Here is a 14,691-nt window from a genome sequence, read left to right on the forward strand (position 1 = left end):
CACGACGAGCCCGCTCGCTGAGGCGGTCGCCGCGCCGGCTCCCGCCCATCGTATGTTCGATCGTCCCGCTTCGCTCCGCCATGCGGCAGGCGCCGGGTCAGGGGCGGCGGGAGGAGAGCACGCAGAACTCGTTCCCCTCGGGATCCGCGAGCACCACCCATGTCACCTCGTCGCCCTGTCCGACGTCCACGTGCCGGGCGCCGAGCGCGAGGAGCCGGGCGACCTCCGCCTCCTGGTCGTCGGGGCGGAGGTCCAGATGCAGGCGGTTCTTGATCGTCTTGCCCTCCGGCACCGGGGCGAAGAGAAGTCCCGGCAGCCGGTCCTTCGCGGGCCGGATCTCGAACTCCTCGGCGTCGTCGTTGACCACGACCCAGCCGAGCGCCTCGGACCACCAGCGCCCGAGGGCGACGGGGTCGCCGGCGTCCACGTTGAGTTGTTCCCATTCCAAGGCCATGTCGGCAGCGTAGTGAAGACTGATCCCGAGCGACGTGACCACGACACGGGGAGGCACCCACCATGACGCGCCCGATCACCGCGGGAGTCGACGGAACCGAGGAGAGCCTCGCCGCCCTGGACTGGGCCGCCCGGGAGGCGGTGCGCCGGGGGTGCGCGCTGCGCGTGGTGCAGGCCTGGCGGTTCCAGCCGTACGAGGCGATCGAGGCGGCGGACCAGGACACCCAGGCGGGATGGGTGCGCGACGGGCTCGACGAGGCGGTCCGGGGCGTCACCGCGCGCCATCCGCACCTCGACGTCGTCACCGAGATCGTGCCGGGGGACGCGGCCGAGGCGCTGGTCGCGGCGGCCGAAGAGGCACAGATGCTGGTCCTCGGCTCGCGTGGGCACGGGCCCGTCGTGGGCTTCCTGCTCGGTTCCGTGGGCCAGCAGGTGATCGCCGGGACGACGCGGCCGGTGGTGCTCGTACGCGCCGGCGACCAACCGACGGGCGAGGCGGGCGGGCGCGAGATCGTCGTCGGCCAGCAGGGCGAGCCGGAGGACAGCGCCGAGACCCTGCGGTTCGCGTTCGAGACGGCTGCCGCCCGCGGCGCCGGCCTGCGGGCGGTGCGGGCCTGGTCGCTGCCGCCCGTGTTCGCCTACAGCCCGGGGTCGATGGCCCTGCTCGACGAGGCCGGCGGTCTGGAGCCGTTCGAGAGGAAGGCGCTCACCGCCGCGCTGCAGCCGTGGCGGGAGCGGTTCCCCGACGTGCCCGTCGTCGAGCACGTGGAGATCGGCAGTGCGGGCCAGGTGCTGCTGTCGGTGGCCGCGCGGGCCCAGCTGATGGTCGTCGGCCGGCGTGCCCGCCGTACGGCCGTGGGGGCGCGCATCGGATCGGTCGCGCACGGCGTGCTGCACCACGCTCCCTGCCCGGTCGCCGTGGTCCCGCACACCTGAGTCACTCGGCGGAGGTGGGCTGCAGCGTCTCGCGGACCTTGGGCAGGATGTTGGTGATGTAGTCCTCGACCGCCGTGTCCAGCCCGATGTCGTGCTGGGCGCGCTCGGAGAGGTACCAGCGGTGCTCCAGGAGCTCGTGGTAGATCTCCGCCGGGTCCATCGACCCGCGCAGCTGCACGGGCACGGCGCGCACGGTGGGCCGGAAGACGTCCCGGACCCACCGGTGCGCGAGCACCTCGGGGCGGGCGGCCGGCGGGTCGCCGGGCGCGTGGTCGTCCTGGGTGGCCATCCAGCTCTCCAGGTCGTTGAGCAGCCGCCGGGCCTGGTTCTCCTCGGCGTCCAGCCCGGTCAGCCGCAGGAGCTGGCGCTGGTGGTGGCCGGCGTCGACGACCTTGGGCACGAAGGTGACGGTGTCGCCGGTGGAGGAGTGCCCGATCTGCATCTCGGCCACGTCGAAGCCGAGGTCGTTCAGGCGGCGGATGCGGCGTTCGATGTACTGGTACTTGCCCGCCGGGTACACCGAGGTCCGGGTCAGCTCCTCCCACAGGCCGCGGTAGCGGTCGCAGATCTCCCTGCCGAACTCGATCGGGTCCACGGACGGGTGCAGGGCGCCGGACGCCTCCAGGTCCAGCAGCTCCCCGCTGATGTTCACCCGGGCCAGGTCGAGGTCGTACTCCCGCTGCCCGGTGCTGAGTTGGGTGTGCAGGTCGCCGGTCTCGGCATCCACCAGGTAGGCGGCGTAGGCACCCGCGTCGCGCCGGAAGAGGGTGTTGGACAGGGAGCAGTCGCCCCAGGCGAAACCGGCCAGGTGCAGTCGCACGAGCAGCACGGCCAGCGCGTCCATGAGGCGGTGCATGGTGGCCGGCCGCATCGTCGTCTCGAACATCGAGCGGTAGGGCTGCGAGCCGCGCAGATGCCGGGTGACCAGCACCGGTTCCAGCGGCCGGTCCGCGGTGTCCGTGCGGCCCGTGACCACGGCGAGCGGGTCCACCGCGGGGATGCCGAGCCGGTCCAGGTCGCGCAGCAGCTCGTACTCGCGCAGGGCGGGCCGTTCGGCGAGTTCCTTGACGGCGATCACCTCCTCGCCGGCACGGGCGTAGCGCACCACGTGCCGGGATATGCCGCGCGGGAGCGGGACCAGGTACTCCTCCGGCCACTGCTCCAGGGGCAGCTGCCACGGCAGGGCCAGCAGGAGCGCGGGATGCTCCGGGTTCGTCGCGCTGATCTGCAGTGCCATGGCCCGTGTGTCCTTGCCCTCGCGGTGATCGTCACCTCACCCTAAAGGGCACGCTCCTTGGCCTGAAGTGCCGCCTCACCGACCGGACCGCGGTACGCCGGGCCGTGCCCGGGCAGCAGGAGATCACCGTCCAGCGCGGCCAGGACGTCCAGCGAGGCCACGGCGCGGGCGCGTGCGTGATGGAACATGTCGGGCAGCAGCTGCGGTCCCTCGATCCGTGAGGTGGGGTGGCCGCTGACCAGGGCGTCGCCCGAGACCAGCACCCCGGCGTCCGGCAGATGGAAGGCCGCGTGCCCGTCGGTGTGGCCGGGGGTGTGCACCGGCACGGGCCTGCCCGGCAGGTCGAGCGGGCCCGTGGTGAGGAAGGGCTCCGGCGCGGCGACCGGGACATGGGCGGTGCCGCCGGAGCGCAGGGCGTGCACCGACCAGGGCAGCACACCGGGCCGCCAGCTGTTCCTCAGCACCTGCCCGACGGTCACCTGGTGCAGGAACTCCCGCCGCGCGTGCGGTACTTCGGCCTGGTGGAGGTAGACGGGCGTGCCGTAGGTGCAGCGCAGGAACTCGGCCGAGCCGAGGTGGTCGTTGTGCGCGTGCGTGATCAGCACCGCCGCGACCGCTTCCGGCGCACCGCCCACCGCCTCCAGGGAGGCCAGCAGTTGCTCGCGGTCGCCGGGGTAGCCGGTGTCGATGAGGGTGATCTCGTTCCCCTCGGTGAGGATCACCCAGTTGGTGTTGCTGCCGTGCACCAGGTGGATGCTGTCGGCGACTTGCCGCACGTTTGCCCGCATGTTGTCCCCGCGTGGTGATGTGGTCCCTGCCCGACGGCACCAGCAAAGCAGACCCGGGCCGCGCCGGAAGCGGCGGGTCCGGGCCAATGTGCGGGCTCAGGAGCGCCGTTCGGACGGCAGGCCGGCGCGCGGCACGGCGGGCAGCGGGAAGGGCTGCCTCCGGCACCGTCCGCCGGAGGCAGCCCCCTGCGCGCAGCCGAAGCGGCCGCCTCTCCGCCTCACTGCACGCCGTGCGGGCGGAACTGGACGCTGATGCGTGGTCCCGCGGCGCGCGTGGTCTTCGGTACGCAGTGCTCCCAGGTCCGCTGGCAGGAGCCGCCCATCACGATCAGGTCGCCGTGCCCCAGCGGGCGCCGCACGCTCCCGCCGCCCCGTACCGGGCGCAGCAGCAGATCGCGGGGTGTGCCCACGGAGACGATCGCGACCATCGTGTCCTCGCGGGCGCCCCGCCCGATCCGGTCACCGTGCCAGGCGACGCTGTCGCGTCCGTCGCGGTAGTAGCAGAGCCCGGCGGTGGTGAAAGGTTCGCCCAGTTCGCGGGCGTAGTGCGCGCTGAGCGCGGAGCGGGCCTCGTCCAGTACGGGGTGCGGCAGGACGTCACCCGCCCCGTAGAACGCCAGCAGCCGGGGCACGTCGACGACCTGGTCGTACATCGTGCGCCGCTCCGCACGCCACGGCACCTCGGCCGCCAACTGCTCGAACAGGCCGTCCGAGCCGCCGAGCCACCCGGGCAGGACGTCGATCCAGGCACCGAGGCCGAGCCGCGTCCGGCGGATCCCGCCGAGGGAGGCGAGCCGCAGCCGGTCGGTCTGGTCGAAGAGCGAGCCCTGGAGGTGCGTGGTCATGGGACCAGCGTACTCCCCTATTCGAAAATCTGTTCCCATCTGTGCGACGGGTTCGTCGGGCACTGTCGATACATCGCCGTATCGGATACATTCGTGTATCGAACGAAGGAGCGGCCGTGGCGGTGGAGGAAGGAACGGAACGGCGTGTGACGCGACGCCGGGTCCGCACCCGGGGCAACCTGCTCGACGCCGCCTTCGCCGTGTTCGCCGCCAAGGGCTTCGGGCGGGTCTCGATCGAGGAGGTCTGCGTCGCCGCCGGCTACAGCAGGGGCGCCTTCTACTCGAACTTCGACAGCCTCGACGAGCTGTTCTTCGCCCTCTACCGGCAGCGCGCCGATCTGATCGCGGAGCAGGTCGCGGGCGCCCTCGCCCAGGACGGTCCCGACCTCGACGTGCCCGCCGCCGTCGACCGCGTCACCGAGGTGCTGCTCCTCGACCTGGACTGGCTCCTGGTGAAGACCGACTTCCTGGTGCACGCCGCCCGCGACGAGCGGGTCGCCGCGACACTGCTGGAGCACCGGGCGCGGCTGCGTGCGGCGATCGCCCGGCGGCTGGGCCGGGCGCGCGGGTTCGGCGCGCTGCCCGCCGTGCTCGGGGACGTCGACGGCGCGGCCCACGCCGTGGTCGCCGCCTACGACGGCGTCACCACCCAACTGCTGCTGGACAAGGACGTCGACGGCGCCCGTGCCTGGCTCAAACAACTGCTCACGGCGCTGCTGACCGACGGCAGCTCCTCCCCACCAGACCCTCACTGAGAGAAGGAACGGTCGCCATGGATGCGGACGTCATCGTCGTCGGAGCCGGCCTCGCGGGCCTGGTCGCCGCGCACGAGATCACCAGCCGGGGCCGGCGGGTCGCGCTCGTCGACCAGGAGAACGCCGCCAACCTCGGCGGCCAGGCGTTCTGGTCCTTCGGCGGCCTCTTCCTCGTCGACACCCCGGAGCAGCGGCGCCTGGGCATCAAGGACTCCTTCGACCTGGCCTGGAACGACTGGCAGGGCAGCGCCCGCTTCGACCGCACGGACGACGAGGACTCCTGGGCGGTGCGCTGGGCGCGCGCCTACGTCGAGTGGGCGACGGGGGAGAAGCGGTCCTGGCTGGACGGGCACGGCATCAAGCTGCTGCCGACGGTCGGCTGGGCCGAGCGCGGCGACCTCAGGGCCGGCGGGCACGGCAATTCGGTGCCCCGCTTCCACGTCGCCTGGGGCACCGGCACCGGAGTCGTCGAGCCGTTCGTGGACCACGCCAGGAAGGCCGCCCGCGACGGGCTGCTGACCTTCCACCACCGCCACCAGGTCGACGAACTCGTCATCGAGGGCGGTGCCGCGCGCGGGGTGCGCGGCACGCTCCTCGCCGACGACACCTCCGCCCGAGGTGTCGCCTCCAACCGTGACGCCGTGGGGGAGTTCGAGCTCACCGCCCAGGCCGTCGTCGTCACCACCGGCGGCATCGGCGCCAACCACGACATCGTCCGCCGCTACTGGCCCGAGCGCCTGGGCGCCGCGCCCACCGAGATGGTCACCGGCGTCCCCGCGTACGTCGACGGCCGCATGCTCGACATCAGCGCCGAGGCGGGCGTACGGCTGGTCAACCGCGACCGCATGTGGCACTACACCGAGGGCCTGCGCAACTGGGACCCGATCTGGCCGGGCCACGGCATCCGCATCCTGCCCGGCCCGTCCTCGCTGTGGTTCGACGCCCTGGGCCGCCGGCTGCCCGACCCCTGCCTGCCGGGCTACGACACCCTCAACACCCTCAAGTACCTGCGGACCACCGAGGACATCGCCGGCTACGACCACTCCTGGTTCATCCTCACCCAGAAGATCGTCGAGAAGGAGTTCGCGCTGTCGGGCTCCGAGCAGAACCCGGACATCACCGCCAAGGACAAGGCCGCGGTGCTGAAGAACCGCCTCGGCAAGGGCGCCCCGGGCCCGGTCGACGCCTTCCTGCGCAAGGGCGCCGACTTCGTGACCGCGCCCACCCTGGAGCAACTGGTCACGCGGATGAACGAGCTGACGGACAAACCGCTCCTCGACGCGGCCGTCCTGCGCCGCCAGATCGAGGCCCGCGACCTGCAGATGGCCAACCCGTACTCCAAGGACTCCCAGATCCAGGGCATCCGCAACGCGCGCCGCTACATCGGCGACCGCCTCGGCCGCGTCGCCGCCCCGCACCGCATCCTCGACCCGGCGGCGGGCCCCCTCATCGGCGTCAAGCTCAACATCCTCACCCGCAAGACCCTCGGCGGCATCCAGACCGACCTCGACTCCCGCGCCCTGGGCGGCGACGGCGACCCGATCGACGGGCTCTACGCGGCGGGCGAGGTCGCCGGCTTCGGCGGCGGCGGTGTCCACGGCTACAACGCGCTGGAGGGCTCCTTCCTCGGCGGCTGCCTCTTCTCGGGCCGGGCGGCCGGCCGGGCGGCGGCACGGCAGACCGCCTGACCCACAGGCCGGGCACGCCGCGGGGGCGGCCGGGACACCGCACCGGCCGCCCCCGCGGCGTTGCCGTGCCAACAGTCCGCCATCGCACGGGGGTTGACGGCCGGCGAGGTCCGCTGGTTCAGTGGCTCAGCCACTCATCCACTCCCTCAGGAGGCATCCGTGGAGGCACTGCCCCGCGAGACGATCGTGGACGTCCTCGAAGCCAGGCTGCGCGACGACATCCTCGACGGACGCCATCCGGCGGGCAGTTACCTGCCCCCGGAACGCCGGCTGGCCGACGGATACGGCGTCACCCGCACCACCCTCAAGCACGCCTTCGGCCGCCTCGTCCAGGCCGGCCTCCTGGAGACCCGGCACGGCGTCGGCACCAAGGTGCGCGACTACGCCCGGCTGGGCGGCGCCGACCTCCTGCCGATGCTCGTCCGGCACGACGCGACATGGGTCCGGGAGATCTTCGAAGTGCGGCGCTCCATCGGCGCGTTGATGGCCGAGCGGGCCGCGGTGCGGGCCACCCCCGGGCACCATGCCGAGCTGGGCCGCCTCCTGCGGGCCGTACGGGAGGCGGACGGCGCGGACGCCGTGCAGCTCGCCGACGTCGAGGTGCACCGCGCCCTCGCCCGGGCGACCGGCAACCGTGTCTACGTGCTGCTGACCAACACGCTCTTCAACGCCTATCTCCCCGTGCGGGCCGCCCTGCGCGGCCCGTTCACCGATGCCGAGGCCGCCCACCGGCGGCTCGCGCCGGTCGTGGAGGCCGTGACGTCCGGCGACGGCCGCCGGGCGCACGCCGCCGCCGACGCCTATCTGCGCGACACCGAGAAGATCATGCTGGCGGGACCGGCATGAGGGGCACGGCGTTCACGGAGACCATGCTCGGTACGGTCCGGCTCGACGGCGACGACCGGGTCCGCCGGATCCGCCTCGACCTGCGGGCGCGCTCCGACGAGGTGCTGCGGCCGCATCGCACCACCCGGGCCCGGATCGACGGCCGGGTCCGTCTCCTCGGACTCGCCGACGACCAGGGCGCCACGGGCGAGCTGGAGATCTCACCGCTCGCCCGCCGCCGTATCCGCTACCGGCTGGCCTTCACCGCCGGCGGCCGTCACCTCACCCTGGACGGCTGGAAGTCGGTGACCCCGCGCCATCCGGTGACGTCGATGACCGTGCTGCCGTTCACGCTGTGCGAGAACGGCGCGCGGGCCGGACAGGGCACCCTCCGCTTCCCCGTCACGACCGGCCTGGCACCCTTCCTGCTCAGCTTCCGCTTTCCGCGCCGCGAGGACCCCGCCGCGTACGCCGTGCCGCGCTGGGACGGCACCCCCGGGCGCACCGAGGTCTGGTACACGACCCTCACCGACCCCGCGACCCGCACCGGCATCTGGCTGCACCACGAACTGGTCACGCCCAGCGACGGATCCGCCCCCGTGGCCCACGGCTGGGCCGCCGTCTTCCCGCAGGAGGGGGAGGTCCGCCATGTGCGCTTCGGACCCGCGCCCTGGCACGGGCCCGTCCACGGATTCTCGGCCGCCGGTGTCGACGCGGCCGCGGGACGGCTGACCGGAAAGGCCGGCGACTTCGACTGGGACCTCACCGAACAGCCCCTGTCCACGCCGCTGTTCACCTTCCCCCGCTGGTCCTGGCGGCGCCCCCTGCTGCCCGCCGCGCACATGCTCCCGGCCGCCCGGGCCACCTACGACGGAACCTTCGGCGACGGCAGGAACACCCTGACCCTGCGCGCCGCCCCCGGTGCCTCCGCCCGCATCCACGGCCATGGCAACGCCCGCCGCTGGGCCTGGCTGCACGCGGACCTCGGCGACGGCGACGTCCTGGAGGTGATCGCCGCGGTGTCGACACGGCCCGTGCTGCGGCGCCTGCCCCCGCTGGTCTTCCTGCGGCTGCGGTACCGGGGCCGCGAATGGCCCCGGCGTGCCGAGCGCTCGGCCGTGGGCCTGCTCGGGGCCGGACGGTTCCGGGCCCGGATCGGACTGCCCGTGTGGACGGTGACCGGCCGCACGCCGCTGCGGCGGATCCGGGTCGAGGTCACCCAGCCCGCGGAACGCACGCTCGCCCTGGACTACCGCGACCCGGACGGCGCCGCGGCGGTGTGCCGCAACAGCGAGAGCGCCGACGCGACCGTCCTGCTGGAGCGCTGGTGGGGCCGCTGGCGCAGCGAGGCCTCGTGGACACTGCAGGGCACCGCCCACGCGGAGGTGGGGGACCGGTGACCGCACCCCGACCGGTGACCGCACCCGGACTGGTGGCCGCACTGCTGGCCGACGCCGGGGACGAGGAGTGGCTCACACGGGTGCCCGGCACGCTCGACCGCTTCCTGTCGGCACTGCCCGCGCCCCTGCGGGCGGGAGTACGGGCCGCCGCCACCGCGGTGGACGCGTACGCCGTCCTGCACAGCGGGCGCCCGCTGGCCCGCCTCACCCCGGACGAGCGTGAGACGGTGCTGGGTTCGCTCGCGGCGCGCCCCGCCCTCGTACCGGCACTCGACCTCCTCAAGGTGCCCGTGCTGCTCGCCGCCGCCACCGAGCGGACGCCCGTCCCGCGGGCGCCACGGGCCCCCGAGGACCCGCCGCTGGACTGCACGCCCGCCGCCGAGTGGCCCGACCGTGCCACGGCCGACGCCGTCGTCGTCGGCTCCGGCGCCGGGGGAGCGGTGGCCGCACGCACCCTCGCACGCGCCGGACTCACCGTCGTGGTCCTGGAGGAGGGGGAGCACCACACCACCGCCTCCTTCGGCCGGCGCGCACCGCTGGACCGCTTCACCGACCTGTACCGCGACGGCGGCGCGACCGCCGCCCTGGGCAACCCGCCCCTCCTGCTGCCGGTCGGGCGGGCCGTCGGCGGCACCACCGTCATCAACTCCGGTACCTGCTACCGCACTCCGGACCACGTCCTCGACCGCTGGAGCAGCCGCCACGGCTTCGACCTGGCCGACGGATTCCCCGCCCGGCTCGACGAGATCGAACGCACGCTGCGCGTCGCCACCCAGCCGCTCGACGTCCTCGGCGGCAACGGCCTGCTCGCCCTGGCCGGTGCCGAGCGGCTCGGCTGGCGGGCCGGTCCCCTCCGGCGCAACGCGCCGGGCTGCAGGGGATCGTGCCAATGTGTGGTCGGCTGCCCGACCGGCGCCAAGCAGAGCGTGCAGCTCTCCGTCCTGCCCGAGGCCTGTGCCGAGGGGGCACGCATCGTCACCGGCGCCCGGGCCCTGCGGATCCTGCTCGACCGCGACCGTCCGGGCCCGCCGCGGGCGGCCGGTGTGCTGGCGCGCCGGGCGGACGGCAGCGAGCTGGAGATCCTCAGCCCGCTCGTCGTCACGGCCGCGGGCGCCCTGCAGACCCCGCAGCTGCTGCGCCGCTCCGGCCTCGGCGGCCACCCCCGTCTGGGCCGCAACCTCAGCGTGCACCCCGCCACCAGCGTCGCGGGCCGCTTCGACGAACCGGTGACGTCCTGGCGGGGCGTGCTGCAGAGCGCCGGTGTGGAGGAACTGCACGACCGCGGCATTCTGATCGAGGCGACCGCCGGTCCGCCCGGCATGAGCAGCTTCGTCCTGCCCGGACTCGGCCGCGGCCTGCGCCGTGAACTGGAGGGGGCCGACCGGCTCGCGGTCCTCGGAGCCATGATCGCCGACCGGCCCTCGGGCCGGGTACTGGGCCGCGACCGCACCCTCGTCCGCTACCGCCTGGACCCCCGCGACGGTGACCGGCTGCGGGAAGCCGTACGGGCCATGGGACGCCTCCTGTTCGCCGCCGGCGCCCGGGAGGTCCTCACCGGCGTCCCGCGCGCGCCACGGGCCCGGACCCCCGGCGAACTCGACGCCCTCACCGCCCGGATCACCCCGCGCGATCTGCACCTGTCGGCCTTCCACCCGGCCGGTACCGTCGCCGCGGGCGGCGATCCGCTGCGGGCACCGGCCGATGCCGGGGGTCTGCTGCGGGGTGCCGGGGGAGTCCTGGTGGCCGACGCGTCCGTGCTGCCGGGCGGTCCCGAGGTCAACCCCCAGCTCACCGTCATGGCGGCCGCGCTTGCGGTCACCGAGAACTACCTCGAACCCACTTCGAGCAGGCGCGCGAGCACGGCCGCGTGACTGGTGTCCGGCGCCTTGGAGCCGGTCAGCAGCGTCACGGTCCCCTTGGCGGCCAGCTCCCGGACGCGGTCGAGGAGCCCGGCCGCCTCCGGGGCCTCCAGCTCCGCCTCGTACCGCTCGGCGAACTCCTCGTAGGACCCCTCGCCCGCGTGGTACCAGCGGCGCAGCCCGGCCGACGGGGTGAGGGCCTTGGGCCATTCGTCCACGCGGGCCGCGTCCTTGGACAGTCCGCGCGGCCACAGCCGGTCGACGAGGACCCGGACCCCGTCGTCCGCCTCGGGTGATTCGTACACACGCCGCACACGCACGGTCATGACCGGTCCTTTCCGCGGTGACAGGTGCTGTCGAGCGTAAGGCGGTGCCGTCGGGCGACGCGGTGCGCGGTGGGCCGAAAGAGGAGTGGCCCGGGGGTGCGCGGGCACCTGCACAGGGGCGCCCCGCGTGCCCCGGCCGTACCGGTGACGGGCTCAACTCGCCCGTCACCACGTGGACCTGCGATCCGGGCAGTCGAACAGCGCCTCAAACCTGACAAGTTCCTCACATGTGTCGTCCAGAGTCGATCCGTGATCATGAATAGACCCCCTGCCGCCCTGCTCGCCGCCTCCCTGCTCCTGACGGGATGCGGCGGCGGGGCCGCGGCGTCGCCGGGCCACGGACCCGCCGCCGGGCCGGCGTCGAGCGCACCGGCCGCGAGCCCGCCGGTGTCCGCCTCGCCCGAGATGTCCGCCCAGGGCGCGGCGCGGGACCTGCCCGGCCTGGGGCCGAAGACGCTGGCCGGGATCCCCGCCGACGCCCGCCAGGCGGTCCTGGTGTCCGGCCGTGGCAAGAACTCCCCGCTGTCCACCGTCACCCTGTACCGGCGCACCGAGGAGGGCTGGCAGGCCGGCGCCGCCTGGCCCGCGCACAACGCGCTCAAGGGCTGGTCCGCGCACCACGTGGGCAGCGACCTGCGCTCGCCCGTCGGCGTCTTCGGCCTCACCGACGCCGGTGGCCTCCTGCCCGATCCCGGCTCCCGGCTCCCGTACCACCACTCCGGCCGTTTCACCTCGCCCGGCACCGGATTCGAGGGCGAACCGCTCGCGGGCTCCTTCGACTACGTCGTCGCGATCGACTACAACCGCAAGCCGGGCACCTCGCCCCTCGACTGGACCCGCCCCCTGGGACCGAAGCGCGGCGGCGGCATATGGTTCCACGTCGACCACGGCGGCCCCACGCACGGCTGCGTGAGCATCTCCGAGCAGCACATGAAGGAACTGCTGCGCACGCTCGACCCGCGCCTCCACCCCGTCGTCGTCATGGGCGACGCTCCGTCCCTGGCCCGCTGACCGCTTAGGATCCGCCGCGTGTGCGCACATGTGCTGGTCGCCGAGGACGACGAGATGCAGGCCGAACTCATACGCCGCTCGCTGCTGGCGGAGGGACACACGGCCACGGTGGTCCACGACGGGGCGGCCGCGCTGGACGCGGCCCGCAGGCTGAGACCCGATCTCGTGGTCCTCGACCTGATGCTGCCCCTCGTGGACGGGTTCGGCGTGTGCCGGGTCCTGCGCGGCGCCGACCGGCCCGACGGCGACATCCCCGTGCTGATGCTGACCGCGCGCTCGGACGAGGACGACGTCCTGCTCGGTCTGGAGCTCGGCGCCGACGACTACATGACCAAGCCGTACAGCCCGCGCGAGCTGATGGCCCGCATCCGCACGGTGCTGCGGCGCAGCGGCCGGGCCGTCGGCGTACGGGAGGACCCGGTCGTGCGGGCGGCCGGACTGGCCGTCGACCCGGAACGGCACGAGGTGCGCTGCGACGACGCCCCGGTGGAGTGCACACCGGCCGAGTTCCAGATCCTGCTCGCCATGGCGGCCGAGCCCGAACGGGTCTTCACCCGGCGGCAGTTGCTGCAGTGCACCCGCGGCTTCGACCGGTCCTCCACCGAGCGCGCCGTCGACGTGCACATCATGAACCTGCGCCGCAAGATCGAGGCCGATCCGCGGCGCCCGGTGCGGCTGCTGACCGTGTTCGGCGTCGGCTACAAGCTCAGCGGCGGCCGGCCGTGAAACGCCGTATCCCCCTGCGCAAGCGGCTGCTGGTGCGGCTGCTGATCGCGTCGGTCCTCATCGCGGTGTGCTCCGTGGCGGCGACGGCCTGGCTGGCGGTGGAGACCACCACCCGCGCCCTGCGCGAGGAACAGGGGCAGGACCTCGCCGACGACATGAAGATCCTCGCCGAGCTCAGCGGCTACGCGGCCACGCACCCCCGGTGGAACGGCGTGCAGCCCCTGGTCCGCACCCTGGCCGCGCGGACCGGCCGGCGCATCGCGCTGACGACCACCGACCGCACCCCGATCGCCGACTCGGCCCGCAAGGGCACCGCCCTCCCGCTCGGCGCGGCGGCGACCGTCGACCCCCTGCACAGCGACACCTACAGCGAGTCCGGCGCGCAGGTCACCGGCATCGACCCACGCGCCGTGGGCCCGTACCGGCTCACCGCCCGTGAACGCGACCGGCTCGACGCGATCGCCGAGAAGCAGCGGTCCTGCTACACCCGGTTCCGCATCGACACCAAGATCGAGAAGACGCCGAGCGGCCGCCCCGTCATCCTCAACCAGGACGGGACCACCGCCCCCGACTACCTGCCCGAGGAGTGCGGCTACGGCGAACTCGGCACCCCCACCCGCACCGAGACCGAGGCGCTGGAAGCCCTCACCACCCGTGCCCGCAGCTGCCTGGACCGCGAGGGCCTCGGCTCCGACGGGCCGCTGTATCTCATGCTCAACCCCAACGGCCCGGTCGCGTCGAGCAGATACGTCATCGGCAAGTACGCCAAGATGGGCGACCCCTCGGCGATGAAGGCCGCCCAGAACTGCGCGGACGACGCGCTGCGCGCGCAACTCGACCCGTACGTCGCCCCCGTGGCCGAGCTCTACCTCGGCGGCGACGAGACCGCCCCGCCCCGCTTCGACATGTCCCCGGCCAACAAGGCGAAGATCGTCGGCGCCGCCGGACTGGTCCTCGCCGTGACCGTCGTCGTCACGGCCGTCGTCGCCACCCGGCTGGTGCGCCCCCTGCGGGCGCTCACCGAAGCCGCCCAGCAGCCCCCTGACATGCATGTGCGGGTGCCGGTGACCACACGGGACGAGACCGGCATCCTGGCCGAGGCGTTCAACGGCCTGACCGAGCGGCGCGAGCGCCTGGAGTCCCAGCGCAAGGCCATGGTCAGCGACATCGCGCACGAACTGCGCAGCCCGCTCACCAACATCCGCGGCTGGCTGGAGGTCACCCGGGACGGCGTGGTCGAACCGGACGCCGCGCTGCTCGCCTCGCTGCACGAGGAGGCGCTGCTGCTCCAGCGCGTCATAGACGACCTGCAGGACCTGGCGGCCGCCGACGCGGGCACCCTGCATCTGCACCGCGAGCCGGTGCGTGCCGAGGACCTGCTGGACCAGGTGGCCGCCGCCCACCGGGTCGCCGCCGACACGGCCGGCGTCACCGTACGGACCGAGGACGAGGGCACGCTGTGGCTGGACGCCGATCCGGTGCGCATGCGGCAGGCGCTCGGCAACCTGGTCTCCAACGCGCTGCGGCACACACCCGCCGGCGGCACCGTCACCCTGGCGGCCCGCCGCGACGGCGACGACGTCGTCTTCACGGTCGCGGACACCGGGTGCGGTATCGCGCGGGAGGACCTGCCGCACGTCTTCGAACGGTTCTGGCGGGCCGAGAAGTCCCGCAGCCGCCGCACCGGTGGCAGCGGGCTCGGCCTGCCGATCGTCCGTCATCTGATCGCCGCGCACGGCGGCACCGCCGTCGCGGCCGGCGAACCCGGTGCCGGTGCCGTGTTCACGCTGCGCATGCCCGGCGCCCCGGAACCGGAGGGCTGAGCCCTCGCGCCCGGGTCCG

14 protein-coding genes are annotated in these 14,691 nt (G+C 73.9%); 9 read left to right on the plus strand and 5 right to left on the minus strand.

Features of this window, described 5'->3' with window-relative positions; all coding sequences use genetic code 11:
• Positions 1 to 97 precede the first annotated feature (97 nt).
• Positions 98 to 454, minus strand: a complete 357-nt coding sequence (locus ACIRPX_RS02585) for a VOC family protein (RefSeq protein ID WP_384264931.1) — start codon at positions 452 to 454, stop codon at positions 98 to 100.
• Between the two features lie 62 nt (positions 455 to 516).
• Here ACIRPX_RS02585 and ACIRPX_RS02590 point away from each other — a divergent pair, with 62 nt between their 5' ends.
• Entirely contained in the window at positions 517 to 1,389 is an 873-nt protein-coding gene (locus ACIRPX_RS02590) for a universal stress protein (protein WP_404187436.1), read from the plus strand.
• A 1-nt stretch (position 1,390) separates the two neighbouring features.
• On the opposite strand, the gene ACIRPX_RS02595 is transcribed toward ACIRPX_RS02590, so the two are convergent.
• The 3 genes from ACIRPX_RS02595 to ACIRPX_RS02605 form a co-directional block, all read right to left on the minus strand.
• Positions 1,391 to 2,626, minus strand: a complete 1,236-nt coding sequence (locus tag ACIRPX_RS02595) for a DUF4032 domain-containing protein (protein WP_404187437.1) — start codon at positions 2,624 to 2,626, stop codon at positions 1,391 to 1,393.
• A 41-nt stretch (positions 2,627 to 2,667) separates the two neighbouring features.
• Positions 2,668 to 3,414 carry an MBL fold metallo-hydrolase gene (locus ACIRPX_RS02600; RefSeq protein WP_404187438.1) on the minus strand — a complete coding sequence of 249 codons (747 nt, stop codon included), beginning with the start codon at positions 3,412 to 3,414 and terminating at the stop codon, positions 2,668 to 2,670.
• Between the two features lie 218 nt (positions 3,415 to 3,632).
• On the minus strand, positions 3,633 to 4,259 hold the full coding sequence (locus ACIRPX_RS02605; RefSeq protein ID WP_404187439.1) for an alpha-ketoglutarate-dependent dioxygenase AlkB: 627 nt from the start codon (positions 4,257 to 4,259) through the stop codon (positions 3,633 to 3,635).
• A gap of 116 nt (positions 4,260 to 4,375) precedes the next feature.
• On the opposite strand from ACIRPX_RS02605, the gene ACIRPX_RS02610 reads away from it, so the two are divergent.
• The 5 genes from ACIRPX_RS02610 to ACIRPX_RS02630 all read left to right on the plus strand — a co-directional run bounded on the left by ACIRPX_RS02610 (position 4,376) and on the right by ACIRPX_RS02630 (position 10,798).
• Positions 4,376 to 5,014: a TetR/AcrR family transcriptional regulator gene (locus ACIRPX_RS02610; protein ID WP_404187440.1), complete on the plus strand. Its 639-nt coding sequence runs from the start codon at positions 4,376 to 4,378 to the stop codon at positions 5,012 to 5,014.
• Positions 5,015 to 5,031: 17 nt separating this feature from the next.
• On the plus strand, positions 5,032 to 6,702 hold the full coding sequence (locus tag ACIRPX_RS02615; protein WP_404187441.1) for an FAD-binding dehydrogenase: 1,671 nt from the start codon (positions 5,032 to 5,034) through the stop codon (positions 6,700 to 6,702).
• A 159-nt stretch (positions 6,703 to 6,861) separates the two neighbouring features.
• On the plus strand, positions 6,862 to 7,548 hold the full coding sequence (locus ACIRPX_RS02620; protein ID WP_404187442.1) for a FadR/GntR family transcriptional regulator: 687 nt from the start codon (positions 6,862 to 6,864) through the stop codon (positions 7,546 to 7,548).
• On the plus strand, positions 7,545 to 8,927 hold the full coding sequence (locus ACIRPX_RS02625; protein ID WP_404187443.1) for a hypothetical protein: 1,383 nt from the start codon (positions 7,545 to 7,547) through the stop codon (positions 8,925 to 8,927). Before ACIRPX_RS02620 ends, ACIRPX_RS02625 begins: the two co-directional genes overlap by 4 nt.
• On the plus strand, positions 8,924 to 10,798 hold the full coding sequence (locus tag ACIRPX_RS02630) for a GMC family oxidoreductase N-terminal domain-containing protein (protein ID WP_404187444.1): 1,875 nt from the start codon (positions 8,924 to 8,926) through the stop codon (positions 10,796 to 10,798). The genes ACIRPX_RS02625 and ACIRPX_RS02630 overlap by 4 nt, the downstream gene beginning before the upstream one ends.
• Here ACIRPX_RS02630 and ACIRPX_RS02635 read toward each other — a convergent pair.
• On the minus strand, positions 10,753 to 11,112 hold the full coding sequence (locus tag ACIRPX_RS02635; protein ID WP_404187445.1) for a DUF488 domain-containing protein: 360 nt from the start codon (positions 11,110 to 11,112) through the stop codon (positions 10,753 to 10,755). The genes ACIRPX_RS02630 and ACIRPX_RS02635 overlap by 46 nt on opposite strands.
• Before the next feature lie 249 nt (positions 11,113 to 11,361).
• On the opposite strand from ACIRPX_RS02635, the gene ACIRPX_RS02640 reads away from it, so the two are divergent.
• From ACIRPX_RS02640 to ACIRPX_RS02650, 3 genes are read left to right on the plus strand one after another with little or no spacing between them, the layout of a single operon-like run.
• Positions 11,362 to 12,123 (plus strand): L,D-transpeptidase family protein, encoded by a 762-nt coding sequence (locus ACIRPX_RS02640; protein WP_404187446.1) that lies wholly within the window; start codon positions 11,362 to 11,364, stop codon positions 12,121 to 12,123.
• Between the two features lie 18 nt (positions 12,124 to 12,141).
• Complete coding sequence (locus ACIRPX_RS02645; protein ID WP_404187447.1) at positions 12,142 to 12,849, plus strand: response regulator transcription factor; 708 nt, start codon at positions 12,142 to 12,144, stop codon at positions 12,847 to 12,849.
• Positions 12,846 to 14,672 (plus strand): sensor histidine kinase, encoded by a 1,827-nt coding sequence (locus tag ACIRPX_RS02650; RefSeq protein ID WP_404187448.1) that lies wholly within the window; start codon positions 12,846 to 12,848, stop codon positions 14,670 to 14,672. Before ACIRPX_RS02645 ends, ACIRPX_RS02650 begins: the two co-directional genes overlap by 4 nt.
• The last annotated feature ends 19 nt before the right edge of the window (positions 14,673 to 14,691 follow it).

This window comes from Streptomyces sp. NPDC101225 (genome assembly GCF_044767585.1).
In the GTDB taxonomy this organism is placed as follows: domain Bacteria; phylum Actinomycetota; class Actinomycetes; order Streptomycetales; family Streptomycetaceae; genus Streptomyces.